The organism is Mycolicibacterium sediminis, from assembly GCF_010731735.1.
Taxonomy (GTDB): Bacteria; Actinomycetota; Actinomycetes; order Mycobacteriales; family Mycobacteriaceae; genus Mycobacterium; species Mycobacterium sediminis.
The window spans coordinates 565,164-589,358 of the sequence record NZ_AP022588.1 but is presented as its reverse complement, the minus strand read 5'-3'; the positions used below and the strand labels follow the sequence as shown (position 1 = coordinate 589,358).

Here is a 24,195-nt window from a genome sequence, read left to right as displayed (position 1 = left end):
GGTCTCGCCACCCGTCAAGGTTGGCACATCGGCCGGGCGCCTGGACGCCGGGTGCCGACTTCGTAGCTGGTCAAAGCGCGTCTGCTGCGACTAGCGTTGCCCCAATGGGAGCACAGCGTGCACAGGCGCAAAACCAGGCCGCAGACCTCCCGGAGGGCTTCGGCGTCGCCGTCGTCCGCGAGGACGGCAAGTGGCGGTGCGCGCCGATGAAGCCCGCAGCGTTGACCAGCCTCAAGGCCGCCGAGACCGAGCTGCGGGAGTTGCGCAGCGCGGGTGCGGTTTTCGGCCTCCTCGACGTCGACGACGAGTTCTTCGTCATCGCCCGACCTGCCCCGGCCGGCACGCGGCTGTTCCTGTCCGACGCGACGGCGGCACTCGACTACGACATCGCCGAGGAAGTGCTGCGCGCCCTCGACGGCGACATCGACCTGGACGACCTCGAGGACGAGGAGCCGTTCGAGAAGGGCGATCTCGGTCTGCTCGCCGACCTGGGTCTGTCGCAGGGCGTGTTGAGCATCATCCTGTCCGACGACGACTACGCCGACGAGCAGCTCGGCCGGATCGCGCAGGAGATGGGCTTCGCCGACGAGTTGTCGGCGGTGTTGGACAAATTGGACCGGTGACGGGTGCCGACGAGCGTCTGATCCGGCTCGCGCTCGACGCCGCGGCGCTTGCCGGACCGGCGGACGTGCCGATCGGCGCGGTGGTGATCGGCGCCGACGGCGTCGTGCTCGCCAGTGCCGCCAACGCGCGCGAACGACTCGGAGATCCGACCGCGCACGCAGAGATCCTCGCGATGCGGGAGGCCGCGGCCACGCTGGGCGACGGCTGGCGGCTCGAGGGGACCACCCTGGCGGTGACCGTCGAGCCCTGCACCATGTGCGCCGGCGCGCTGGTGATGGCCCGGGTTGCCCGCGTCGTGTTCGGCGCGTGGGAGCCGAAGACTGGCGCCGTCGGATCGCTGTGGGACGTGGTGCGCGACCGCCGGCTGACGCATCGGCCCGAGGTGCGCGGCGGAGTGCTGGCCGCCGAGTGTGCCGCGCCGCTCGAGGAGTTCTTCGCGCGGATGCGGTGAGCTTCGTTCCGCCGAGACTGCTGTGAGGTCGACTTTTCGCGCGCGGACGCGATCTTTCAGCAGGCTCGACGATGCCCGCCTGAGCCGACCCGCCGAGCGTGAGCCCACGGCGAAGAATCGGCCGGAAACTCGCCGTGGCGTCACGTTCGTTGGCCTCTGACCGTGGTCGATGGGCGATTAGGGGCGAAGCGCGTCGACCGGTAAGCTGCCACACGGTGGCGTGTCCGAGCGGCCTAAGGAGCACGCCTCGAAAGCGTGTGACGGGTAACCCCCGTCCGAGGGTTCAAATCCCTCCGCCACCGCCACAACCGCCCTCCTGACCAGTCAGGCAGGGCGGTTCTTGCGTCCGGCCACGGTCAGAAGACGGTGTAGACCTTGCGGAGCGTCTCCGTGACGTCCCACCGGCCCGACCATCCGGGCGGCAGGACGACGAGATCGCCCGCGCCCACCTCGATGCGACGCCCGGTCTCGTCGTCGGTGATCGTGGCCCGCCCCGAGAGGACGTAGCAGGTCTCGGTGTCTGGCCGGTTCACGACGGGCCAGCCACCCGGCTCGCACTCCCACACCCCGACCTGGGCGTCGGTGCCCGATTCCACCGACAGCGTCCGCAGCTGCGGGTCCCCGCTGTCGGCACCGGCGCGACGGCCGCTGGGCTCGAGGTCTCCCGTGACGGTGCCCTTGGGCAGGTGGACGAGTGCGCCCATGGCGGCCTCCTTGACGTTGTCGACTGATGTACGCGGGGCCGGCGGATTGATTTCGCGATTCCGGTTGCCGCGGCCCGGTGGCAGGCATAGTGTCACACGCCAACGAACGTTTTGTTCGCTTGCAACGAACTGTTAGTTCTTCTAGCAGAGGATGGGTGTTCGCTGGTGGCCCTGATCGAGGACGGCATCGACCCGGTCGCGTCGAGCACCGAGGCCGAAATGGGCAGCCGCATCAGGGAATTCAGGGGCACCCGCAAGCTCAGCCTGCGCGACCTCGCTGCCCGGGCCGGAATCTCCGCCGGATTCCTCAGCCAGCTGGAGCGCGGGCAGGTCAACGCCAGCGTCGGCACGCTGCGGCGCCTCGCCGAGGAACTCGGCGTCAAACTGCCGGACCTGTTCGGCGATCACCACGCCGGCGGCGCGCGGATCCTGCGGCGAGCCGACCGCCCCGAGATCCACGTCGACGACCTCAGCGCGAAGTATCTGCTGTCGCAGAAGCCGTTGATGAACCTCGAGGTGTACTCAGCGGAGTTCGCCCCCGGCGGATCGGCGGGCGCGGCCTACGTGCACGGCGATGCCCAGGAGGTCCTGATCGTCGTCAAGGGCACCCTCGTCCTCGAACTCGACGGCAAGAAGCACGAACTGAACGCCGGCGACTCCGCGGAGTACCGCACGTCCATTCCGCACACGGTGCACAACCTCGGCGACTCACCCGCCGAACTGCTGTGGATCGTCAGCCCGCCGACCGCATGACCGCGACATCGAGTACGACCACCACCGACCGCGAAACACGTTCCACAGGAGGAGTTCACATGACCACTGCACTCAAGACCCTCGGATGCGGCGTGGCTGCCGTATTGCTCACCGCGGCGTGTTCGTCGGGACCCGCGCCGGGTGCCGACGTCGACCTGGGCAGCGGCCCACCGCAGGCGGGCACCGTGAAGGCCGACGCGCTCAAGGGCGTCACGATGACCTTCGTGTCCTACGGCGGCATCTTCCAGGAGGGCCAGACGCAGGCCGCGATCGATCCGTTCGCCAAGGAGTCCGGCGCCCGCATCCTGCAGGACGGCCCGACCGAGAGCACGAAGATCAAGTCGCAGGTCGAGTCGGGGAACGTCACCTGGGACGTCATCGACACCACCAACGTGTTCACCGCTCAGCACTGCGGCGAGCTGTTCATGCCGATCGACACCAGCATCGTCGACGTCAGCAAGATCCCGCCGGGGGCCAAGACCGACGACTGTTCAGTTCCCGCAATGGGTTACGGCCTGATCGTGGTCTACAACACGGAGAAGTACGGCGCCAACCCGCCCAAGACCTGGGCCGACTTCTACGACACGGCGAAGTTCCCCGGCAAGCGCGGCGTGCAGGGCATCGCCGGTGAACTCGACCCGGGCGTACTCGAGGGCGCACTGTTGGCCGACGGTGTCGCGAAGGACCAGATGTACCCCATCGACGCCGACCGTGCGCTGCGCAAGCTGTCGTCGATCCGCGGCGACATCGTCTTCTGGAACAGCGGTGCCCAAGCCCAGCAGCTCCTCGAGGCCGGACAGGTCGACATGGCGCTTCTGTGGAGCGGGCGGGCCTACTCCGCGGTCAAGAACGGCGCGAAGTTCGCGCCCATGTGGGATCAGTGGATGCCCGAAGCGGACACGATCGCCGTGCCCAAGGGCGCCAAGAACCCGAAGGCCTCCATGGCGCTGATTAACTACTACCTGGGCGCGCAGCAGCAGGCCAAGCTGACCGAACTCACGTCGTACAGCCCGATCAACGTCGACGCCAAGCCGCAACTGGACGCCCTCGCGACGAGCTACCTCACCACCACCCCCGAGCGTCTCGCGGACCGCTTTCCGATCGACCTCGCCTGGTGGTCGAAGAACAACGACGCGATGGTCGGTGCGTACACCGATTGGCTTGCGAAGTAGGGGTTAGCGGGTCATGACCGTAGTCGACGTTCTGTCCGGTGGCGCGGCACCACCGCGCTCGCGGGCTGAGGAGGCGGGTGCCCAGCGCAGGCGCCGCAGCGCCTACGCCCTGCTGGCTCCCGCGCTGGTGCTCGTCATCGGCGTCTTCGCGGCGCCGCTGGGCGTGATGCTGTGGCGCGCGTTCACCGATCCGGTGGCCGGGTTCGACAACTTCGCCTGGTACGCCGGCGACGCCGTGCAGCGCGAGGTGCTGCTGCGGACGTTCACCACCGGACTCGAGGTGACGGTCATCTGCCTGCTGCTCGGCTACCCGTACGCCTACGCCATGGTGGCGTTCGGGCCGAAGGTGCGGGCTGCGCTGACGCTGCTGGTTCTCGTCCCGTTCTGGACGAGCCTGATGGTGCGCACGTTCGCCTGGGTGATCCTGTTGCAGGACAACGGACCCGCTCAGGCGCTGCTGAGCCTCGTCGGGCTCGGCGACGTGCAGCTGATCCGGACGAACCTCGGCGTCGTCATCGGCATGAGCCAGATCCTGTTGCCGTTCATGGTCCTACCGCTGTACGCGGTGATGTCGGGCGTCGACCGTCGGCTGGTGCTCGCCTCGTCGAGTCTGGGCGCGAAGCCGCTGACGTCGTTCACCCGCATCTGGGTGCCGCTGACCATGCAGGGCATCGGAGCGGGCTGTCTGATGGTGTTCATCAGCAGCCTCGGCTTCTACGTCACGCCGGCGCTGCTCGGTTCCCCGGACAACGCACTCATCAGCCAGCAGATCTACGTCCAGGTCAACGGTCTGCTGCAGTGGGGCCGCGGTGGGGCGATGGGCGTGGTGCTCCTGCTGTTGACCTTCCTCGTCCTCGCCGTGCTGATGTTCGTGCTGCGCCGTGCATCCCGGCAGGAACGGGCGTCGTGATGCGCAGCGGCACGTTCTGGCGCGGCGCGCTCCTGGTGTTCTGCGGTCTCGTCGCGACCTGGCTGGTGGCGCCGTCACTGGTGGTGATCCCGCTCAGCTTCACCGATCTGCCGTCGTTCAGGTTCCCGCCGACCGGCTGGTCTACGCAGTGGTACGTCAACTTCTTCACCGACCCGTCGTGGTTGTGGTCGCTGGAGGCCAGCATCCGCGTCGGTCTCCTGGTGGCGGTGGTCGCGACGGTGTGTGGCACGGCCGCGGCCGTCGCGTTCAGCAGGACGCGGTTCTTCGGCGACCAGGGTCTGCGCGCACTGCTGCTGTCGCCGATGATCGTCCCGGTGATCGTGGTGTCGATCGGCATCTACGCGATCTACCTGCGGCTCAACCTTCTGGGCACGACCGTGGGATTCGTCGTGGCGCACAGCGTGCTCGCCCTGCCGTTCGTGATCATCCCGGTGAGCGCCAGCCTGCAGGGGTTCGACCGGCGGCTCGAGGACGCGGCCGCGATCTGCGGTGCGAACAGGTGGACCACGTTCCGCACCGTCACGCTGCCGCAGGTGGCGCCGGGCGTCCTGTCGGGCGCACTGTTCGCGTTCGCCACCAGCTTCGACGAGGTGGTGCTGTCGCTGTTCATCCAAAGTCCCTACCTGCAAACGCTTCCGGTGCGGATGTACTCGTCGGTCACCCGCGACACCGACCCCACCATCGCCGCCGCGGCGACGGTGATCCTGGCGCTCACCACCGCGCTGACCATCGTCGCCAGCATCTTCGCCATCAGGAGGAATCGTGTCCGATGACCGCGCGCCGCACGGCGCTTCCATCACGATGCGAGGCCTCGTCAAGCGGTACGGGTCCGTCACCGCCGTCGACGCCATCGACCTGGATGCGCGTCCGGGCGAATTCCTGACCCTGCTCGGGCCCAGTGGGTCGGGAAAGACGACCACGCTCAACATGATCGCCGGGTTCGTCGACGTCACCGAGGGTGAACTGTCCATCGACGGCAGCCCGGTCACCGACCTGCCGCCCTACAAGCGCGACATCGGCATGGTGTTCCAGCACTACGCCCTGTTCCCGCACATGAGCGTCGCACAGAACGTCGAATATCCCCTCCGGCAGCGGTCCATCGCGAAGGCGCAGCGGTCCACCATGGTCGCCGACGCGTTGACGATGGTGGGACTCGAACACCTCGCCCGGCGCAAGCCCAAGGAATTGTCCGGCGGCCAGCAGCAGCGCGTCGCCCTCGCGCGTGCCGTCGTCTACAACCCCCGGGTCCTTCTGATGGACGAGCCGCTGGGCGCGCTGGACAAGAAGCTCCGCGACACACTGCAATTGGAGATCAAGCGCATCCACGCCGACCTGGGGACGACGTTCGTCTACGTCACCCACGATCAGGACGAGGCGCTGGTGCTGAGCGACCGGGTCGCCGTGTTCAACGACGGACGGATACAGCAGATCGGCACGCCGTCCGATCTCTACGAGCATCCCAACAGCCTGTTCGTCGCCCAGTTCGTGGGTGAGTCGTCGGTGTTCAGGGGAGTCCTGGACGGTGACCGGGTGCACGTCGGCGGTCGGTCGCTGACCGCGACCCGCGGCACGCTGCCCGACACGCGCGACGTCGCCGTGGTCGTCCGGCCCGAACGGATCGACATCCACCCGGGCGTCGCGGAACCCTCCGCGGCCAACGCGATACGCGGCCGCGTCATCCAGCACATCTACTTCGGCAACGCGCGCAAGGTCGAGGTCCGTCTTGACGACGGCAGCATGGTGCTGGTCCGCGAAAGTGCGGGCGCGACACTGGCCCCGGTGCACGCCGACGACGACGTGTGGCTCACCTTCCGCGCCGAGGACGCCTCCGTCCTCGCGCTGGACGGACCGAGCGTCCCCCATCCGACCCCCGTCACCTCGACCAACTAGGAGTATCGAACAATGGCGTCCCCAGGTCAGCAGCCCGTCAACGGCGGCGTGTCCTTTTGGTACCGCTCCATCGGGCTGCCTCGGCCGCGTCCTGCACTGCCCGGCGACGTCGAGGCCGACGTCTGCATCGTCGGTGCGGGGTTCACCGGACTGTGGACGGCCTACTACCTGAAGCGTCAACAGCCCGATCTCCGGATCGTGCTGTTGGAGAAGGAGTTCGCCGGTTTCGGCGCCTCGGGTCGCAACGGGGGGTGGCTGTCCGCCGAACTCGCCGGGTCGCGTGACGCGTATGCCGCCACTCACGGCAAGCAGGGTGTCGTCGACCTGATGCGTGCGATGCGCGACGCCGTCGACGAGGTGATCGACGTCGCGAAGAACGAGGGCATCGATGCCGACATCGCCAAGGACGGGTTGCTGCACGTCGCCCGCAATCAAGCCCAGCTGCAGCGGCTGCACGCCGGGCTTCGGCACGAACAGGACTGGGGCGCCGATCCTCTGGACTTCGTGGCGCTGAGTCGATCCGAGATGGACGAGCGGATCCGCGTCGCGGGGTCACTGGGCGGCATCTTCAGCCCACACTGCGCCCGCGTGCAGCCGGCCAAGCTGGTGCAGGGCCTGGCGGACGCCGTCGTCGGCTTGGGCGTCACGATCTACGAGCAGACCACCGTCAGCCGCATCGACGCCGGCCGGGCCGTCAGCGACCGGGGCACGGTGCGTGCGCCGACGGTGCTGCGCTGCCTGGAGGGGTTCACCGGCAGCATCGAGGGGCAGAAGCGCAGCTGGTTGCCGATGAACTCGTCGATGATCGTGACGGCCCCGCTGCCGCCCGACGTCCTCGACCGGATCGGTTGGGGTGGTGCGGAACTCCTGGGCGACTACGCGCACGGCTATATGTACGCGCAGCGCACCGTCGACGATCGCATCGCGCTCGGCGGACGGGGCATCCCCTACCGGTACGGTTCGCGGCTCGACGAGCGTGGCGCCACCCAGCAGTGGACCATCGATGCGTTGACCGCGCTGACCCGCGAGATGTTCCCTGCGACCGCCGACGTGCCGATCGACCATGCGTGGTGCGGCGTGCTCGGAGTGCCGCGGGACTGGACGGCGACGGTCGACTTCGATCGCGGCACCGGATTGGGTACCGCGGGTGGGTATGTCGGCAGCGGCTTGACGACGACGAACCTCGCCGGCCGGACCCTGGCCGACCTCGTTCTCGGGAACCAGACCGAATTGACGCGGCTGCCGTGGGTGGGGCGGCGGGTGCGCCGATGGGAGCCGGAGCCGCTGCGGTGGCTCGGCGTGCAGAGCATGTACGCGCTCTACCGCACGGCGGATCGCCGCGAGGCCCGCGGACTGGGGCACACCAGTCGGATCGCCAGCGTCGCGAACAAGATCACCGGCCGCTGATCCGGCCGCGAGGTCGACACGGAGACGGCCCCCTCGTCGCCGAGGGGGCCGTCGTCGATCGGTGTCGCTAGTCGGTGCTGCCCGGGCTTCCCGCATTGCCCGTGCTGCCTGCGCCGGCCGAGCCACCGTTGCCCGTCGATCCGCTGACGCCGGCACCTGACGGTGCGGTCGACCCGGTTGTTCCGGCGGACGCTGCCGTGCCGCCGGTGGCCTCGGTGCCACCCGAGGTGGCGAGGCCGGATCCGGTGGACGCGGAACCTGCCGTGGGAGAGGACGTCCCGGATGCTCCGGCCGTCCCCGTGAGGCCGCTCGCGCTACCCGCCGTGCCGGAGGTGCCCGCCGTGCCGGAGGTGGCGGAGGTGGCGGTGCCGTAGGTGCTCACCGGCCGGTTGCTTCCCGTGGACGTCGGCTCGCCGGCCGCCGAGCCGGTGGTGGCGGACGTCGGCACCGAGCTGCTGCTCGAAGACGTTGCGGGGGTCCCGGTTCCAGCGGACGACGACGTGGCGGCGGTGCCGTTCTCGGACGCGGCCGCCGGAGTGGCGACCGAGTTGAGCGACACGGTGTTGGTGCCGATCCCGAGGTCGGTGGAACTGACGCTGGTCGAGCGCGACGTCGCCCCGGCCGGGGGAGTGGTGACCGGAGGCGCCACCGACGCGTTGAGCGCGCCGGAGATCGCGTTGGGGATGTCGACGAAGAAGTAGTCCACCGGACCGTTCGGGCTGAGCAGCCCCTGGAAGAGGGAGCGCGTGGGGAAGTTCGGCACGTAGCCGTTGACGAAGGCATTCGTCACCCGGATCGGCAGGTTCACCAATTCGCTGCCGGCCGTTTCGAAGTCGCCGGCGTCGACCGCTACCCGAACGGCGTCGAAGATCTCGGCGACCTGCAGGGTCGCGGTGATCGGTGCGACCAGCAGCGCCCTGGTGAGGCCCGAGAACACGCCGCGAGTCAGTAGCGAATCCAGCACGTTCGCCACGATCTGTCCGCCCGGCAGGGCGGCGGCGATGTCACCGGGGATGTTGGTCAACGGAACGAGCGACGGGTCGGTGCCGGCCACCACCAGCGGGTTGCCGGGACGCTCGATCAGCTGCACCAGGAAGTAGATGTTCAGCTCGCTGAACGCCTCGACGAACTGCCCCTGGGCCAGGAAGTTGGCCGTGTTTTGGAGAACCGTCGGGAGATTGTCGAGCGCCGTCTGCAGCGCGGCCTGCGACTGAGCAGTGCGGGTGCCGATGGTTTCGCCGTAATACGTCTGGAAGTTGACGAGCTGATCCAGCAGCGGTCCGGGATTCGTGGCGTTGGCCGCGATGAAGTTCGCGATCTGCGCGTACACGGCTGGGTTGGTCAGGGCCTGCGTCGACGAGTTGGTGGCGCCGGCGGACGCGTTGCCCAGCAAGCCGAGGTTGGTGAACGCGTTGGCGATGGTCTGCTGCAGGGTCACCAGCGGGTTGGCGGCGGCGGCGAGTTCGACTGCGTGATGTTGGATCTCGTGCACGTCGGGCACCACCGGGTTGATGGCGACGACGCTGGCGCTGGCGGCTGCGATACCGGCGACCATCATCTTGGTCCGGCGCGAGACTGCTGCCGAGCGGTTGGCCGTCGGGACCGTGACGGGCGACGGGGTGGCGGGGGCGAGTTGCACTGTTTCTCCTGATTCAGCAAAGAAAGTTGCCTGGGCGGCGCCTGAAGGTTAGCTGAGGGTTGCCTAAGAAACAATAGGTATGCCTGGCCTAAGTCTTCGCCAGTATTAACGCCCACGAAAGTGCGGGTGAGCGCAGGTGTGATTCACGTCTCCACTGATGAGCGACTCAAGATCATCCACGGTCCGTGCGTGAGTCCTTGCGAGTGAAACGGGATCTCGGCGTCGAGAACGCTGCCGCTGACGACCCAGTGAATCAGTGCTCGTGGAACGGGCAAACTCTCGAGTTTGCTGGGAGCAACACCGAGCGCCGACGCGCCTCGGTGTGCCTACCGCCGGCGGAGGTCAGGCGTTAGGAACGGTGCGACGACTCGCCGGACGGCGGGTCGTCAAAGCATCGACGGCGAAGGTCATTCCTGGGCGACGTCGGGCCGGATCCGGGGCGCCAACTGCACCACCTCCGGGACGACGCTCGGGTTGGCGACGGCCGTGGTCACCAGCGACACCAGCGTGTTGGCGACGTCCCGAAGTGCGGACATCTGGGCCGGGAGTTGTCCGTGCTCCACCCAGGACTTGAACAACTGGGACAGCAGGTCGCGGTCCGCGCCGCGGAGGATCTCGGTGTCCTGCGTCGGCCCGACACCCACCCGGATGATCGAGAGATCCGGATGCTCGTTGCGCCACGCCAGGAGGATCTCGTCGAGCGCTGCCTTGCTCGCGCCGTACGCCGCCACGCCTGCTCGCGGGCGGCCGACGTCACTGTTGGACGCCACCAGGACCACACCGTTCTCGGAGAGATGCGGCAGGGCGGCGCGCAGCACGTTGTTGGCGCCGATGGCGTTGACGCTGAACGCATGGATCCAGGTGGCGACGTCGGTGTCCTCGATGTGCGCGAAGGGGATGACGGTGCTGGTGAAGACCACCGCGTCGAGGCCGCCGAGCGCAGTGACGGCCTGCTGGACCACGGGAGCGATCGTCGCGGTGTCGGCGACGTCGAGTTCGAACGCATGACCGTCGATCGACGCGGCGAGTTCGTCGAGCAGGTCCATCCGGCGGGCTGCGACGGCGACCTTGGCGCCGAGGGCCGCTGCGCTGGCGGCGACCGCGTGGCCGATGCCCGATGATGCGCCGACGACGAGCAGGCGGAGTCCGGCATGTTGACCGCTCACTGAAGACCATCCCTCGTGGATCGCTGGCGTTTGTCTTCCGCCACGATAGAACGTCAGCGAAGGTTTGCCTTACTTGGCTACGGTTGGGGGCACGTGGTGGAGGGGGGCAGGCCTGCGAACCGGGCGCTGGTCCACTCCGAAGGGATCGATCCCAGATCGAGTTGGCCGTGGCCCTGGCCGGGCGCGACCACGGTCTCGATGACGTCGCCCAGACCGCACGCACGGTCGATGGCCTCGGCCGTCCACTGCGGCAGCACCACCTTGTCGGAGTCGCCATACGCGACGAGCATCGGAGCCGACGCCGGTCTGCTGGGGAGGGCGATCTCGCCGAGGATCTGGCGGAGCCGGTCCGCGGCCTGCGGACTCGTCGGCCGGAAGTCGTCGGCGGACGCGTTCTGCGCGATCTGACCGCGGAGTTCCGAGCCCTCGTTCTGACACCCGCGGAACGCCTCGAGACGGCTCAGCATGACCCCGTGTAGGTAGTCCTCGAGCCGTAGGTCGGGGTACGCCACCTTCAGTCCGGACAGGATCGTCGGCATCAGCACGCGCTGTTCGACGGTGAGCGTCCCGTTCTCCATCGCGTCGACGAGCGGCCGTAGATCGGTCGGCGCGGCGACGCTGATCGAGCCGACGAGGTCGAGACCCGCACCGTAGTCGGGCATCAGCTCGTTCGCGGCCCACACGGCCTGGCCGCCCTGGGACACGCCGTAGCCGACCCACGACGTGGAGGTGCTCGGCACGGCTTCGCGCGTTGCGCGAACTGCGTCGATCACGTTGTAGGCGGCGGACTTCGGTTCCAGATAGGCGTGCATGCCCGGTGCGCCGAGGCCCGCGTAGTCGGTCATGACGACCACGTAGCCGAAGGTGAGGAAGGAGGCGATGACTCCGGTGCTTCCCATCAATCCCGGATCCGAGGATGGCGCGCAACTGTTGAGGAGCCCGGTCGTCGGATGTCCCACGGACGCCATCCGCCAGCCTCCCTCGGGCGGATCTCCCTTCGGTACGAGGACGATTCCCGAGACGGTCGTGGCCGATTCGTCGACGCCGGACGTCGACTTGTATCTGATCTTCACGGCGGTCGACGACAACCCCTGCAGCAACGGGTACAGGGGTAGGGCTACGGGGTCGGCGAGGAGTTCGCCGTTCGCCTTGGTCCCGACGTCGTCGCCGGCAGGGGCGGACGTGGTCGCGCAGGCCCCCAGTGCCAGGGTCACGACCGTCAGTGCAGTGGCCAGCGCGGCGCGGAACACGTCAGTGGCCCGCTGACGGAAGCGTCCCGAGTGGGTCGTCGCACATCCGCTTCAGAGCGCCCTCGACGAGTCCGGCATCGACGGCTGCGTCGCAGAACGTCGCCGTGAAGGTGCGGCCGCCTGCGAGTTCGGACACCAGCAGCGTCACCGCGTCGGGACCGTCGGGTTCGAGGTACGCCGCGAGTTGCGGCGGGCGGCCGCCGGGCACCCACTCGACGTGGTCGAACATCGGCAACCGGCCGAGATCGCTGATGGACAGCCGGATTCGGCCCCCGGCGTCTGCCAGGCCGGGCGCCGAACCGGGGTCGGTGCCACCGCGGCCGAGTCGTGCCTTGGCCTCGGCCATCAGCAGGACGGCGATCGGCCAGCCCGAGTCGAATATCCGTCGCACCAGCGCCGCGATCTCGGCGGGATCGCCCGAGGCAGGCAGGACTACCGGCATCGCGACGGCGAAGTTCCCCTGTGCCAGAGCATGACTCGGATCGAGATACCGCCGGCAGTTCATCAGGATCATCACGCGCTCGTCGAGTTCGGCGCCTTGCGCCCGTAGCGCCGCCATCCAGAGCGCTACGGTCAGCGAGGCCGAGGTGGCGCCGGGCGCGTTCGCGCGCGACCAGTCCCGGGTTGCGGTGACGGTGGCGGGCGGCATGTACGCGGTGACGGTGCGGTTGTGTGCCTGCCAGTCGTCGACGGTGCGGGTGGGACGGCCACCGGTGGTGGTGACCTTGTTCTCGCTGCGGAGACGGCGGACGTCGGCGATGGCCGCGGGACGTGCGCGGAAGTGGCGCCACGCCGCCGAACCGACTGCGCGAGGGGGCAGTCCGCGGGCGAGGATCCGCGACCGCTCCTCGTCGACGTCGCCGCAGAGCGCCGCGAGCAGGTAGACCCCGAGTTGACCGTCACCCACGCCGTGGGAGTAGTCGACGACGAGGTGGTCGCCGCACAGCAGCGCGTTGAGCGGACGCGTCTCGTCGGCGCCGCGGCGCACCGTGGTGAGCAGCGCCCCGAGGTCGTCGGTGGGCAGGTCGTCGCGGCGTACGACGTGCTCGGCGAGATCGGTCCGGTAGCGCCACGCGCGTTCGCCGGCCCGCGGTTCCACGGCGAGATGCGGCTGGGGCAGCGCACCGGCGGCGGCGAGCACGGCGGTCGCGCGGCTCGTCTCCAGACCCGCGACCGGGCCGACGACGGCCACCGTGCGGCTCGGCGTCAGCGCCAGGTCCAAGACCGATGGGCGGTGGCGCGGGCCTGGATCGCTAGGTGGCATCGACGACCTCTTGCATGCGGCGCCGGAACGTGTCGCGCGAGAACTTCTCCGCCCAGGTGCGGATTCGCGCCCCATCGAACCTGGAGGGATCGAAGTCGGTCATCGCCTGTGCGAAGCGGTCGGCGACCTGGTCGTCGGTGCCGACGTCGACGAGCACGCCCGTCACGTCGGGCACCACGGTGTCCATGGCCCCGCCCTCCGCCAGGGCGATCACCGGCGTCCCGGTTGCCATGGACTCCACGGGCACGATGCCGAAGTCCTCGATGCCGGGCATCAGCAGAGCGCGCGTGCGGCGGTGCAGACTGAGCAGCTCGTCGTGGGGAACGCGGCCCAGGAAGATGGTCTCGGGTCCGGCGACCTGCTGACACGCCTGCATGGCACGCCCTCCGCCGGCGACGACGAGCGGCACCTTCGCACGCCGGGCGGCCTCGATGGCCAGGTCGGGTCGCTTGTAGGGCACCAGCCGACCTGCGAGGAGGAAGAAGTCCTCTCTCTCGACGGTGGCGTCGGGTGTGAACCCGTCGGTGTCGACGGGTGGATGGACGACGATCGCGTCTCGATTCCACCACTCGGAGATCCGTTGCGCGACTGCGGATGAGTTGGCGACGACGGTGTGCAGCCTCGGGGCCGCCGCTTTCTCGCCCTTGCGTGCGATCGCCGACAGGGCGGTCAGCACGGCCGCTCCCACTGCGCCGCCTCCCTCGCCCGCCCGGAGCGATGCGTCCCATGCCCAACGCGCGGGACTGTGCACGTAGGCGATGACCGGCGCGTCGGTGGCGAACACCGACTGCGTGGCGAACGCGTGGTGACTGGCGATGACGGCACGGACGTCACCGATCGGCAGGTGGCGAAATGCGGACGGCATCAACGGCATCAGAGGCGCGTAGGACTTCTGTCGAAGGACCCGGTGGTACAGCGGATTCAGCCACGTGGCATGCGGAGGGCTGCTCAGTCCGGGCGACACCCCTTCGGCGCGGACGACCGCTCCGTACACGTCTGACCCGGGCCACTGCAGCGCAAGCTGCTCGACGACGTGCTCGGAACCGGCCACTTCCGTGAATCGTTCGTGGACGATGGCGATTCGGTCAGATGCCATCTCTCGCCTCCTCGGACTCGGGCGCGGGGCTGGGAGTCTCCGTGCGTCGCCGGCCTCTTCGGTGTCCGTGCTGGAGTACGAGGTTCGCCGGTACCCGCAGGTCGGCGAGCTGGGACAGCGCGCGCTCCGCGGCTGCGCGATCCGAGCCGGCGGACGAGACGATCACGACGGCGATGCCCGTGGTGGCGACGTTGACGCGTTGCCACCACGGCGCCGACAGGGGCAGGTCGAACACGGTCCGGAAACGACCGCGCTCGTGATCACGTGGGGCGGTCAACGACGTTGGCGCGACGGCACGTTCACCCACCAGCAGCAGTGCCGGCCGCGCGTCACGCATCGATTGGGCCAGTTCGGCGGAGGTCAGGGGATCCACGTCGCCGACGTCCACGAGTGCCGGGTCGAAGCGCGCGCGGTACTTCCGGGCGACGCGCCGCGCCCAGGTTCGGTTCGGCGCCTTGCCGACGCGTCCCCGCCACAGCACGATCCCCTCGGCCACCACGATGAGCGTGACGAGCGCGGCGACGAGTGCCTCCGACACCGGCTGCGGTGACACGGGCGATGCGTCCTGTTCGGGGGACGCGAGGATCGTCAGCTGGTCACCACCCGCGCTCTGCAGCCCGACCAATTGCGTCTGCAGTTCGGCTACTTGACGTTCCGACTCCGCCCTGGCGGGATCCTCGGGCGCGAGCAGCGATCCACGCGCCTGTTCGGCGGTGATCGCGGCCTGCACCTGGTCCACCTGCTTGCCGATGTCCCTGGCGTGGTTCGCGAACGCTGCCTGCGCGACGGTGACGACCATCGACCGTGCGAGCTGCTCGGCGAGTTCGGGGGAGTCGGCGGTGGCCGTGAAGATGAGGATCTGTGGCGCTGGACCCTTCGACAGTTCCATGTGCTCGGAGAGCGTCGGCGCATCCCAGCCGCCGGTGTCGACTTCGTTCAGCACCTGGTTGAGTACGTTGGCGTCGGCCGCCAGCCCCATGAACGGCGCCCGCACCTGTTCGACGAACGCGTCGCCGGGCACGAGGTCACGTGATCCCGTGATCTCGGTGATCAGGCTGGCCGCATATTCCTTTGGCGCCAGCAGCGTTCGAAGTCCGAAGACCGCGATGCCGACGACGAGCGCGACGACCAGTGCGGGTAGCAGCGCGCGGCCGAACTCCTTCAAGTGTCCCGCCAGATCGACCGGCGGCGGCACGTCACCCCGGTGCACCGGGCCTTCCACAGTCACCAACCGGACTCCTTCGGTCGCCCGGGCGCGCGTGGCGACCCGGGGATCTCCTGGACGTGGAGATTCGATGATAGCGAGATGGCTCGCCAGGCATGGCAGACCGGACGGATCGGCGGTCGTCGTCTGATCATCGGGCCTCCCCGTATTGGCGGACCACGTCATAGGCGGGTTTCGGCGTGAAGTCCCGGCGTAGGACGCCGAAGTTCTGCTCGATCTCGCCTGCGTCGGATCCGCTGTCGCGCATGCTGTACACGAACGCAGGACCGAGCCAGGGAGTGTTCGCGGCCATGGCGAGGATCATCTCGAGCGTCTTGGCCTGAGTGGCGTCGCTGACGGCACGCGGGCCCGTGCCCGTGGGGGCTCCGCATTCGGTGATCCACATCGACTTCGCCGCGTCGCCGCCGTCGACCATCACGCGTCGCATGTCCCACATCCGTTGCGCCGTACTCCATTTCCTGGTAGCGGGGTCGTCGGGCAGAGCAGGATACGTGTAGGGATGGATCGCGAACGCATCGAAGTAGCGGTTCGCCCCCGCGGCGTACAGGCCCCGCAGGAAGGTGAGCGGGGCGATGTCACGGCCGTTGTCCTCGGCGGGCGCCAAGCCGCCGGACAACACGGTCGAATCCGGGTCGACGGCCTTGATGGCACGGTAGGTGGCGGCGAGCAACAGACCGTAGCGTCGGGGATCCGGCTTCGGTTGAAAGTAGTTGACGGTGTTGGGCTCGTTCCACACCTCCCACTCCGAGACCTGGGAGCCGTAACGCCGTGCCGCCTCTGCGGCGAAGCCGGCGAAGCGCTCGGGATCCTTCGGTGCGAAGTACCCGCCCGATGCCGCGGGGTGTTCGGCGGCCCAGTCGGGCGCATAGGTGACCAGTGCCAGAGGGCACAGCCCGCGCGCAGTCACCGCGTTCATCACCCGATCGATGCTCGACCAATCCCGTTGTCCCTCGGTGGGTTCGACACGGGTCCAATCCACGTCGACGCGCACCGACCACATTCCCGCCCCCGTTACCCGGTCGAGCAGGGAGGCGAGGTCGGCGTCCGACATGGTGAGGATGTCGGACCCCTGGGACGCCCCGATCTTGCCCTTTCCAGAGGTGGCTCGGCAGTCGGTTGCCGCGTGCGCCTCCGTGCCGGGCAGGAGCGAGATGGTGACGGCCAGCACGACGACGGCACCGAGCGCCCGCACCGCCCGTCGGGCCATCCGCTCAGCCGGCCAGGACACGCAGCATCTCCGGGATCGTCACGTTGACGTCGTGCCTGGCAGCGATACGGGCGCGCCCACGCTCGCTCATCGAGCGTCGTAGCGTCGCGTCGGTCAGGACGCGCCGGATCGCCTCGGCCAGCGCGGCCGAGTCGCCGGGCGGATGGAGCAGTCCGACGCCATCGGCAAGGAACTCACTGGTACCACCGTGGTCGCTGCCGACGACGGGAAGCCCGTGCGACATGGCTTCGAGGACGTTCAGTGGTCCGGCTTCGGGCAGGATGCTCGCCGACACCACGACGTCCCAGCCGGACATCGCCGACTCGGGGTCGACGTACCCGAGGAAGCGGACCCGCCCGGCGAGGTCGGGCCGCGCCGCACGCGCCTTGAGTTCCTCGACGTGCGGCGCATCCCCGGGGAAGCTGCCCCCCGCCAGCTCGAGTTCGACGTCGGGAAGCAGTGCGATGGCGTCGAGCAGGACGCCGTGCCCCTTCCACGGCGTCAGCAGGGCGAGCATGCCGACGACGGGCGGCGAGTGCAGTTCACCGCCGAAGACCGGTACCGGCCAACGGACGCCGTTGTGCGCGACGACGACCGGGAACCCCATGGCCCGCAGGGGGTCGGCCGTCGCCTCCGACACTGCGACGGCCGTCCTCACCGCGGGTCGTCCGATCGTGGTGACGGTGCGCTGCTTGCCGTTGGCGACGGTGTCGTGGACGAGCCAGGACGAGCAGCCCCGTCCCCCGGCGAGGCGCACCGACGGCAGCGCGAACATCGAGTTGACGACGGTCGCGGTGCCGGGAGGTCGCATCGCGCGCTTGAGTATCCGACTCGCGCGCACCCACCGTCCGACGAGGCGAGCCGCGCCGAGTATCCGCGCGACGCCGGATTCGCCGGTCAGCCCCAGCTGCGGCAGCTCGACGTGCGAGACGCCCTGGGGCAGTGCATCCCGCAGGGGACCCGTCGGACACGCGACGGCGACGTCGCGTCCCTGCCGCCGTGCCTCGCGCACCAGTTCCAGCAGCACCTTCTCGGCACCGGAGACGTTCCCGGTGTGCGCGACGAAGAGGATCGGGGTCACGGCGCGCGCCTTCGTCCGATGGGCGCGGGGAGGCCGACCATGAGGCGCAGCACGTAGGCGAGTCCGACGAGGACCACCACGGCGGCCAGCGACACCAGCGGCCACGTCCCGGGGGCGCGGTCCACGACGTAGGCGCCCGCACCCGACAGGGCGGCGGCGAGGATGAGCAGCACGGCGAGCTGGCGCACCGGCAGCAGGCCCTGGATCGGCACGGTCCGTGCGATCACCACCCAGAGGAGTGTCCCGCACGCCGCCCAGGTGACGACCGTGGCGATCGCCGCCCCGTCGTACGACATGCGGGGGATGAGTACCAGGTTGAGGCCGACGTTGAGGATCAGGCCGCCGACTGCCACCCACGGGTAGCGGCGCTGCAGACCGGCGGCGGTGAGCAGGAAGATCCCGAGCACGATCAGCGACATCAGTGCGGCGCCCACCACCAGCAGCCGCGCGGCGTCCGCGGACGGTGCGAAACGGTCGCCGTAGAGCAGCCGGATCAGCGGTTCGGCCGAGGGCCAGAACGCCACCACGCACACCGCGCCGGCCAGGCCGAACAACATTGCCGCCGTTCGGGTCCGGTCGCGGAACACGTCGGGTTCGGATGGCCACGCGGCCACCAGCAGGGTGCTGATCGGTGCGGCTGCCGCGAGCGCGAAGGTGTCGATGATGTCGGAGAACTTGTATCCGATCGAGTAGAGGCCGACGGCATCGTAGGTGTCCATGAGGCTCAGCATCAGGATGTCGATCTTCATCATCGCCACCGTGAGCGCGAAACCGATGGCCAGCGGGACGGCCTCGACGAGCATGGGCTTCCAGCGCCATACGTCGAGGTGCCGCGACGGCGTGATGCCCACCGATGGCCGGGCGACGCCGAACGCCTTGACCACGAGCTTGAACAGTTCGTTGGCGACCACGGGCAGGACGAAGATGAGCAGTACGGGCGCGAACACCGCGGCGACGACCGTGAGTGCCAACTGCAGGGTCTGCCCGAGGCTTTCGGCAACCGCGACCAGCAGCATCCGGTGCCGACTCTGGAACAGGACCGTCAACGCGTGGCTCGGAGTGGCGAGTACCACGACCAGGCCTGCGACGGCGGTGGCGAGCACGACGTCGGACGGGTAGCCCAGCAGCACCACGTAGGCGAGCGCGACGACGTAGCCGACCACGCCGAGCACGGTCCGCAGTGCGACGAACGATGATGCGGTGCGGGCGATCTCGTCACGATCCGCACCCATGAGGTGTGCCAGTACGACGCGGCCCACGCCCAGGTCGGTGACGATGGACATCACGCCCAGCAGCGCGAAGACGAAGCTGAACTGGCCCCACTCCTCCGACGAGAGCGACCGGGCGACGATCACGCTGCCCACCCAGCCGAGCGCGGCGACGATCACCCGGCTGACCAGGATCACCAGCGTGGCCCGCGCTGCCGCCTTGGGATCGGCGGCGACGTCGCGGTAGTCGGTGACGGGTTCGGCGCCCTCCATCGCGGGATCGTCGGTCACGGCTCGTCCGTCACGTCGGGGCACCAGCGGCGCGGTAGGCCGCGACGGTGCGTTCGGCGGTCCGGTCCCACGTCATCGTCGCCGCAGCGGCGATGGCCCTGGCCTGCAGGGTCTCCCGCGCGTCGGGGTCGTACAGCAGCGTCCGCATCGCGGTCACCCAGTCGTCGATCTTCGACGAGTTCACCAGCACCGCACCGTCACCCACCACCTGGGGCAGTGCGCCGACCGCGCTGGCGACGACGGCGGCGCCACACGCCATGGCCTCGACCGGTGGCAACCCGAAACCCTCGTACTTCGAGGCGTAGGCGGTGATGGTCGCCGCGCGGTACAGGCCGGGGAGGTCCTCGACGTCGACGTAGCCGAGTCCGATCGCCGACGACGGTGCCGCGGGTCCGGTGGATCCCGCGCCGGCGAGGACGCACGGCACGTCGAGTTCGCGTGCCGCGTCGGCGACGAGCGCGACGTCCTTGCGTGGTTCCACGGTCCCGACCTGCAGGACGAAGGAATCGGGCAGCCCGTACTTGGCGCGCACCGCGTCGACGGCACCGTCCTCGGGTGGCCGTGCCCACGGGGCGGGGGCCAGTTCGACGACGGTGGCGTCCCGGCCGCTGATCGCGGCGATCCGCTCGGCGGTGAACTCGGACACTGCGACCAGGAGGTCGGCCTTGCGCAGCGCGTGCCGGACCAGCCGTTGCTCGCCGGCGGCGCGGAACCTGCTGGACGCCGAGGGCATGTCGAAGACCGACAGGTCGTGCACGGTGGCGACGGTGAACGCGCTCGTCGCGACGGGCAGGTCGACGTCGAGCGAGTGGAAGACGTCGCACGACCACGTCGGCACGGCGCCGAGTGCTGCTCGCACGGCACCCGACGACACGGGTCGGCGCAGCGCACGCACGCCCCGGGGAAGCTCTCCGATGGCGTCCTGCTGCACCACGGCGGACAATTGGGCGTCCGGCAGCAGTCCCGGAACCGCCTTCAGGAACTCGCGGACGTAGGTCTGGACACCACTGCCTCCCGGCCGGAGGGCAAGTGCCCCGTAGACGATTCGTGTTGTGCTGCTGCGCATCCCACCACCCCCAAAAGCAGCCAGAAGTAGACGTCGATCGGAAATATCTCGAGGTAGGTGGCCACCACCATGGCCACCATGGAGGCGATCAGCGACGCGCTGACGCCGAGCGCCAGTGCCGCATCCCGGCCCGTGAGCGTCCACGCCAGTCGGGTGGTCCACAGCAGGGCGGTGATGACGATGCCGAGCAACAGCCACAGTCCGATGGGTCCGAGTTCGAGCAGCATCTTCACGTAGTAGTTGTCCGGCTGATAGTTCGTCGACACACCGGAGATCGTCACTCCCTGTGCGGTCGACATCCGATCCGCCGCGGCACCACTGGATCCCAGTCCGAGCCCGACGGGGTGCACCAGGATGCTGCTGATGATGTCGCTCCACCCCGCGCCGCGCTCACCGAGGCTGCTCGACGAGAAGAACACCCGCGAGATGCTCGGCACGAACGGGACGATGATCGCGACGGCGATCGCGCCCACGGCAAGTGGGAGGAAGAGGCTGCGGTAACGCAGGACGGCGAGCCACAGCATGCCCAGCACGAGGCCGAGGATCGCCGCCCGCACGATCGAACTCGCCATCGCGACCACCATGATCGGCGCCAGGCACAGGAAGATCAGGTTGCGCCTGCGGCGCGGTTCGGCGAGAGCCACGGCCCCGCCGACGAGGAGCGCCAGCATCACGTAGAGCCCGAACGGGAACGGCTGGACGAACGTGCTGAACGTTCGGAGCAGTCCGCCTGAGGTGCGCACCTCGCGGCCGTACTCGTAGCCCAGTGACACCAATGTGCCTGGACCGACGATCAATTGGCCGATGCCGACGAACGAGGCCAGCACGGCCATGCCCATCAGGATGCTGACGAAGGTGTCGCGGTCCCGCTCGTCGAACGGTGCGAACCACATGACGACCACGATCGACACGAAGAAGAACGTCACCTTGATCGCCACCAGGCCGATCAGCCCGAAGGCGATGACGGCCGAGAGACTGCCGAACGCCACCCACATCACGGCCGCGGGCCACCACGGCGCGTGCAGCGGCGCGGGCTGATCCCACGGGGCATTCCGCGTCCGGCGCATCCACGCGCAGACCGCGGTCAGGATGAGTAGACCTTCCTTCCACCCCGCCGCGATACCGGGTAGGGGAAGGATCGATAGCAAGCCGTGCAGCGGGGTAAGCGCCGCGAGCAACAGCAGGCCGCGCTGGGGGCGGCGGTAGATGACGTTGACGGTCAGTCCCGCAACGAGACAGGCGGGGACCGCCAAGACGATCAGCGCGAGAGTCACGATGTCTCGATGAGCAGCGGTCTCAGTCCTCGGCGCGCTTCAGCACTGCCCGCACGGTGAGGAACAGGATCTTGACGTCGAGCCAGATCGACCAGTTCTCGATGTAGTAGTTGTCCCACTCCGCGCGATCCGCGATCGACGTCTGTCCGCGCAGTCCGTGGACCTGCGCCCAGCCCGTGACACCTGCCTTCACCCGGTGCCGCTCACCGTAGCGCCGGATCTGAGCTTCGAACAGTTCGACGAATTCGGGCCTCTCGGGGCGTGGACCCACCAGGCTCATGTCGCCCTTGATCACGTTCAGCAACTGGGGCAGCTCGTCGAGCGACGTCTGACGCATGATCTTGCCGATGCGGGTGCGGCGGTCGACGCCCTCGACACCGCCCGGTGCGGCACCGCTCTTCAGTTCGAACTGCGCGTCGGACTCCCGGGGCGGCCGCATGGACCGGAACTTGTAGCAGTCGAACGGCTTTCCGTCGCGGCCGACGCGCTTCTGCTTGAAGAGGATCGGCCCGGGCGAGCTGAGCCGCACCAGCAGCGCCAGGCCCAGGAAGATCGGCGAGATCACCAGCAGGCCGAGGGCGGTGAGCACACGATCGAAGAAACCCTTGACCCAGAACTGCCAGCCCAGCGGGTTGACGTGCGGGAGCACCAACAGGGGGAGACCGCCGAGGTGCTCGACGCGCGCCTTCTCGCCGACGGCATCGTGCAGCCGAGGCACCACCCAGACGCGCATGCCCCGACGCTGCGCCACGCGGACCGCGGCGACGATGTCGTCGAACGGCACGTCCTCGCAGAACCCGACGATGAGTTCCTCCGCGGCCGTGGCGTCCACGACCGCGGCGATGTCGGATGGTCTTCCGAGGTTCGGTACCTCGAGGAAGCCCGGCAGATCGTGCATGCGCGTGAGGGGTGGTGCGCCGCTCAACGTGCCCACCGGCACCATGCCGTACTCCGGCATCTGCTGCATGCGGGAGATGAGCTGATGGGAGATGGGGCCGTCACCGAGGACGAGAGTCGGTGCCGCGGAGTCGAACCGCTGGCGCAGGACTCGCTGCACCACGGCGCGAGCGAGTCTGACCGTCGGTATCAGGATGGCCGAGCAGATCCAGATCCGGGCGATCACCTCGCCCGGTCGGCCCTGCGTCCCGACCACGAGCATCAGAGTCAGCAGGATGAGCGCCGCAAGCGCGATCGACGTCTGCACCGGGCCGACCTCGTCGAGGAAGTTGCGCCGCAGAGCCCGCCGGTACATGGCTCGCGATGCGAGCATCGCAACCACGATCGGGACGAAGAGCCAGGGCATGCCACCGACCAGTGCCTGAGCTTCGGACTCCCGCCCCCAGAGGGCCGCTATCCCGACGGCGGCAGCCGCGGCAGCCACGTCGAGGACGAGTGTCACGACGGTGTGCAACGGGTCGCGTCGCAAGAGGTTCGGCAGCGTGCGTCGCCCAGGCGACCGGCCCGCCGCAGGTGTCGCCACGCGGACCGAATTCTGGAGTGACATCGCTGGAGCCGCCATGCCGCCCTACGTCCTGCCGCCGTCCATGTTCGTCAAGTTACGCCTGTTGCCGTTTCCAGACAGCAGTTTGCTTGGACAAATACCCAAATTCGTGAAACGGGAGGGTAATTGACGCTGATGAAAGAGCGAAGAGATGGGCCCGCACCGTCATGCCGCCGCGAAGACGCGTTCGCTGACGAGTTGTGCGAGATCGTCGAGGACCTGCAGGTGACCGGTACTCCACTGGCGCGGCTGACCGTCCCACACGCAGACGGTGCCGATCGCCAGGCCGCTCGGGGCGAAGAGCGGGATGCCGGCGTAGGAGACGAGCGTGCCGTCCAGCACGGCGGGGTGATCGTGCAGGAGTGGGTGCACGCGGGCGTCCTCCACGACGAGGGGTTCCCCCCTGGCCACCGCGTACCGGCAGACCGAACGGTCGAGTGTCGTCTCGCGCACGCCGTCGGGCAGGCCGATCACGCTCTTGAAGAACTGCCGGTGGTCGTCGACCAGCGATATCGCGGCCGACGAGACGCCGAGCGCCTGCACCGCCATGGACACGATGCGGTCGTACGAGGGCTCGGCGTCCGAGTCGAGCAGGCCCGTGTCCCGCAGTGCCTGCAGGCGCGCCGGATCGTCGAGGATCGGGTGCTTGCCCGTCACCTCGGCGATGGAGGCGTTCTCGCTGATCCGCTTCAGCAGGTCGAGGAGCACCTGCATCTCGGGCTCCGCGTTGGCTTCGAGGTCCTTGCGCAACCGGGCGGCGACCGCCTTCTGGACGTAGACGTCGATGGATTCGCCGGATCTGCTCGCCTGCGCCCGCAACGCGCGATCGAGTTGCTCGTCGAAGCTGGGGATGTCCGCCATCCACCTAACATACGGCCACCCGGCAATCGGGTTGCGCCCTTCGCGCGGCAAAGTCCTGCAGTTAGCCCGGCCGGTTCGGGGCGGCTCGGTCTCTCCTACTTCCGCACCTCGCTGCGCCACGCGGCCGGTCGCGG

Annotated in this window: 22 protein-coding genes and 1 tRNA gene; 9 read left to right on the top strand and 14 right to left on the bottom strand. The window is 68.9% G+C overall.

Features of this window, described 5'->3' with window-relative positions:
- Nucleotides 1–104 precede the first annotated feature (104 nt).
- The 3 genes from G6N64_RS02925 to G6N64_RS02915 all read left to right on the top strand — a co-directional run bounded on the left by G6N64_RS02925 (nucleotide 105) and on the right by G6N64_RS02915 (nucleotide 1,380).
- Nucleotides 105–623, top strand: coding sequence for a tRNA adenosine deaminase-associated protein (locus tag G6N64_RS02925; protein WP_163795528.1), 519 nt, complete (start codon nucleotides 105–107; stop codon nucleotides 621–623).
- A complete protein-coding gene (locus G6N64_RS02920; protein WP_163795527.1) occupies nucleotides 620–1,075 on the top strand; it encodes a nucleoside deaminase in 456 nt (151 codons plus the stop codon). The genes G6N64_RS02925 and G6N64_RS02920 overlap by 4 nt, the downstream gene beginning before the upstream one ends.
- A gap of 214 nt (nucleotides 1,076–1,289) precedes the next feature.
- A tRNA-Ser gene (locus tag G6N64_RS02915) sits at nucleotides 1,290–1,380 on the top strand.
- A 51-nt stretch (nucleotides 1,381–1,431) separates the two neighbouring features.
- Here the strand turns inward: G6N64_RS02915 and G6N64_RS02910 are convergent.
- Entirely contained in the window at nucleotides 1,432–1,779 is a 348-nt protein-coding gene (locus tag G6N64_RS02910) for a cupin domain-containing protein (protein ID WP_163795526.1), read from the bottom strand.
- Nucleotides 1,780–1,944: 165 nt separating this feature from the next.
- On the opposite strand from G6N64_RS02910, the gene G6N64_RS02905 reads away from it, so the two are divergent.
- The 6 genes from G6N64_RS02905 to G6N64_RS02880 are packed head-to-tail and all read left to right on the top strand — an operon-like array spanning nucleotide 1,945 to nucleotide 7,932.
- Nucleotides 1,945–2,532: a type II toxin-antitoxin system RelB family anti-toxin gene (locus G6N64_RS02905; protein ID WP_163795525.1), complete on the top strand. Its 588-nt coding sequence runs from the start codon at nucleotides 1,945–1,947 to the stop codon at nucleotides 2,530–2,532.
- A gap of 59 nt (nucleotides 2,533–2,591) precedes the next feature.
- Complete coding sequence (locus tag G6N64_RS02900) at nucleotides 2,592–3,704, top strand: ABC transporter substrate-binding protein (protein WP_163795524.1); 1,113 nt, start codon at nucleotides 2,592–2,594, stop codon at nucleotides 3,702–3,704.
- Nucleotides 3,705–3,717: 13 nt separating this feature from the next.
- The gene (locus tag G6N64_RS02895; protein ID WP_163795523.1) at nucleotides 3,718–4,614 is read left to right on the top strand and encodes an ABC transporter permease; all 897 of its coding nucleotides are present in this window, start codon (nucleotides 3,718–3,720) and stop codon (nucleotides 4,612–4,614) included.
- The gene (locus tag G6N64_RS02890; RefSeq protein WP_163801394.1) at nucleotides 4,614–5,408 is read left to right on the top strand and encodes an ABC transporter permease; all 795 of its coding nucleotides are present in this window, start codon (nucleotides 4,614–4,616) and stop codon (nucleotides 5,406–5,408) included. The genes G6N64_RS02895 and G6N64_RS02890 overlap by 1 nt, the downstream gene beginning before the upstream one ends.
- Nucleotides 5,398–6,525, top strand: a complete 1,128-nt coding sequence (locus G6N64_RS02885) for an ABC transporter ATP-binding protein (protein ID WP_163795522.1) — start codon at nucleotides 5,398–5,400, stop codon at nucleotides 6,523–6,525. The genes G6N64_RS02890 and G6N64_RS02885 overlap by 11 nt, the downstream gene beginning before the upstream one ends.
- A gap of 12 nt (nucleotides 6,526–6,537) precedes the next feature.
- Entirely contained in the window at nucleotides 6,538–7,932 is a 1,395-nt protein-coding gene (locus G6N64_RS02880) for an NAD(P)/FAD-dependent oxidoreductase (protein ID WP_163795521.1), read from the top strand.
- A 67-nt stretch (nucleotides 7,933–7,999) separates the two neighbouring features.
- Here the strand turns inward: G6N64_RS02880 and G6N64_RS02875 are convergent, their stop codons facing one another.
- The 13 genes from G6N64_RS02875 to G6N64_RS02815 form a co-directional block, all read right to left on the bottom strand.
- The gene (locus tag G6N64_RS02875) at nucleotides 8,000–9,571 is read right to left on the bottom strand and encodes a TrbL/VirB6 family protein (protein WP_163795520.1); all 1,572 of its coding nucleotides are present in this window, start codon (nucleotides 9,569–9,571) and stop codon (nucleotides 8,000–8,002) included.
- 407 nt (nucleotides 9,572–9,978) lie between these two features.
- Entirely contained in the window at nucleotides 9,979–10,737 is a 759-nt protein-coding gene (locus tag G6N64_RS02870; RefSeq protein ID WP_163795519.1) for an SDR family oxidoreductase, read from the bottom strand.
- Between the two features lie 77 nt (nucleotides 10,738–10,814).
- Entirely contained in the window at nucleotides 10,815–11,951 is a 1,137-nt protein-coding gene (locus G6N64_RS02865; RefSeq protein WP_246230903.1) for a lipase family protein, read from the bottom strand.
- Between the two features lie 37 nt (nucleotides 11,952–11,988).
- Nucleotides 11,989–13,251: a hypothetical protein gene (locus tag G6N64_RS02860; protein ID WP_163795517.1), complete on the bottom strand. Its 1,263-nt coding sequence runs from the start codon at nucleotides 13,249–13,251 to the stop codon at nucleotides 11,989–11,991.
- Complete coding sequence (locus tag G6N64_RS02855; RefSeq protein WP_163795516.1) at nucleotides 13,241–14,347, bottom strand: glycosyltransferase; 1,107 nt, start codon at nucleotides 14,345–14,347, stop codon at nucleotides 13,241–13,243. Before G6N64_RS02855 ends, G6N64_RS02860 begins: the two co-directional genes overlap by 11 nt.
- Nucleotides 14,337–15,575 carry a YveK family protein gene (locus tag G6N64_RS02850; RefSeq protein WP_246230901.1) on the bottom strand — a complete coding sequence of 413 codons (1,239 nt, stop codon included), beginning with the start codon at nucleotides 15,573–15,575 and terminating at the stop codon, nucleotides 14,337–14,339. The genes G6N64_RS02855 and G6N64_RS02850 overlap by 11 nt, the downstream gene beginning before the upstream one ends.
- Nucleotides 15,576–15,702: 127 nt before the next feature.
- Nucleotides 15,703–16,800, bottom strand: a complete 1,098-nt coding sequence (locus G6N64_RS02845; RefSeq protein WP_246230900.1) for a glycoside hydrolase family protein — start codon at nucleotides 16,798–16,800, stop codon at nucleotides 15,703–15,705.
- Complete coding sequence (locus G6N64_RS02840; protein ID WP_163795515.1) at nucleotides 16,784–17,860, bottom strand: glycosyltransferase family 4 protein; 1,077 nt, start codon at nucleotides 17,858–17,860, stop codon at nucleotides 16,784–16,786. Before G6N64_RS02840 ends, G6N64_RS02845 begins: the two co-directional genes overlap by 17 nt.
- Complete coding sequence (locus tag G6N64_RS02835; protein WP_163795514.1) at nucleotides 17,857–19,359, bottom strand: flippase; 1,503 nt, start codon at nucleotides 19,357–19,359, stop codon at nucleotides 17,857–17,859. Before G6N64_RS02835 ends, G6N64_RS02840 begins: the two co-directional genes overlap by 4 nt.
- A gap of 10 nt (nucleotides 19,360–19,369) precedes the next feature.
- Nucleotides 19,370–20,425, bottom strand: a complete 1,056-nt coding sequence (locus G6N64_RS02830; RefSeq protein ID WP_163795513.1) for a glycosyltransferase family 4 protein — start codon at nucleotides 20,423–20,425, stop codon at nucleotides 19,370–19,372.
- The gene (locus G6N64_RS02825; protein WP_308206640.1) at nucleotides 20,335–21,699 is read right to left on the bottom strand and encodes an O-antigen ligase family protein; all 1,365 of its coding nucleotides are present in this window, start codon (nucleotides 21,697–21,699) and stop codon (nucleotides 20,335–20,337) included. The genes G6N64_RS02830 and G6N64_RS02825 overlap by 91 nt, the downstream gene beginning before the upstream one ends.
- Nucleotides 21,700–21,721: 22 nt before the next feature.
- The gene (locus G6N64_RS02820) at nucleotides 21,722–23,203 is read right to left on the bottom strand and encodes a sugar transferase (protein WP_163795512.1); all 1,482 of its coding nucleotides are present in this window, start codon (nucleotides 23,201–23,203) and stop codon (nucleotides 21,722–21,724) included.
- A 162-nt stretch (nucleotides 23,204–23,365) separates the two neighbouring features.
- A complete protein-coding gene (locus G6N64_RS02815; RefSeq protein WP_163795511.1) occupies nucleotides 23,366–24,061 on the bottom strand; it encodes a GAF domain-containing protein in 696 nt (231 codons plus the stop codon).
- Nucleotides 24,062–24,195 lie beyond the last annotated feature (134 nt).

Bases quoted from the DNA above. Each gene is read 5' to 3' on its own strand.
- G6N64_RS02925 (WP_163795528.1), top strand. From the start codon at position 105: ATGGGAGCACAGCGTGCACAGGCGCAAAACCAGGCCGCAGACCTCCCG.
- G6N64_RS02910 (WP_163795526.1), bottom strand. From the start codon at position 1,779: ATGGGCGCACTCGTCCACCTGCCCAAGGGCACCGTCACGGGAGACCTC.
- G6N64_RS02900 (WP_163795524.1), top strand. From the start codon at position 2,592: ATGACCACTGCACTCAAGACCCTCGGATGCGGCGTGGCTGCCGTATTG.
- G6N64_RS02895 (WP_163795523.1), top strand. From the start codon at position 3,718: ATGACCGTAGTCGACGTTCTGTCCGGTGGCGCGGCACCACCGCGCTCG.
- G6N64_RS02890 (WP_163801394.1), top strand. From the start codon at position 4,614: ATGCGCAGCGGCACGTTCTGGCGCGGCGCGCTCCTGGTGTTCTGCGGT.
- G6N64_RS02880 (WP_163795521.1), top strand. From the start codon at position 6,538: ATGGCGTCCCCAGGTCAGCAGCCCGTCAACGGCGGCGTGTCCTTTTGG.
- G6N64_RS02860 (WP_163795517.1), bottom strand. From the start codon at position 13,251: ATGCCACCTAGCGATCCAGGCCCGCGCCACCGCCCATCGGTCTTGGAC.
- G6N64_RS02855 (WP_163795516.1), bottom strand. From the start codon at position 14,347: ATGGCATCTGACCGAATCGCCATCGTCCACGAACGATTCACGGAAGTG.
- G6N64_RS02830 (WP_163795513.1), bottom strand. From the start codon at position 20,425: ATGCGCAGCAGCACAACACGAATCGTCTACGGGGCACTTGCCCTCCGG.
- G6N64_RS02820 (WP_163795512.1), bottom strand. From the start codon at position 23,203: ATGTCACTCCAGAATTCGGTCCGCGTGGCGACACCTGCGGCGGGCCGG.
- G6N64_RS02815 (WP_163795511.1), bottom strand. From the start codon at position 24,061: ATGGCGGACATCCCCAGCTTCGACGAGCAACTCGATCGCGCGTTGCGG.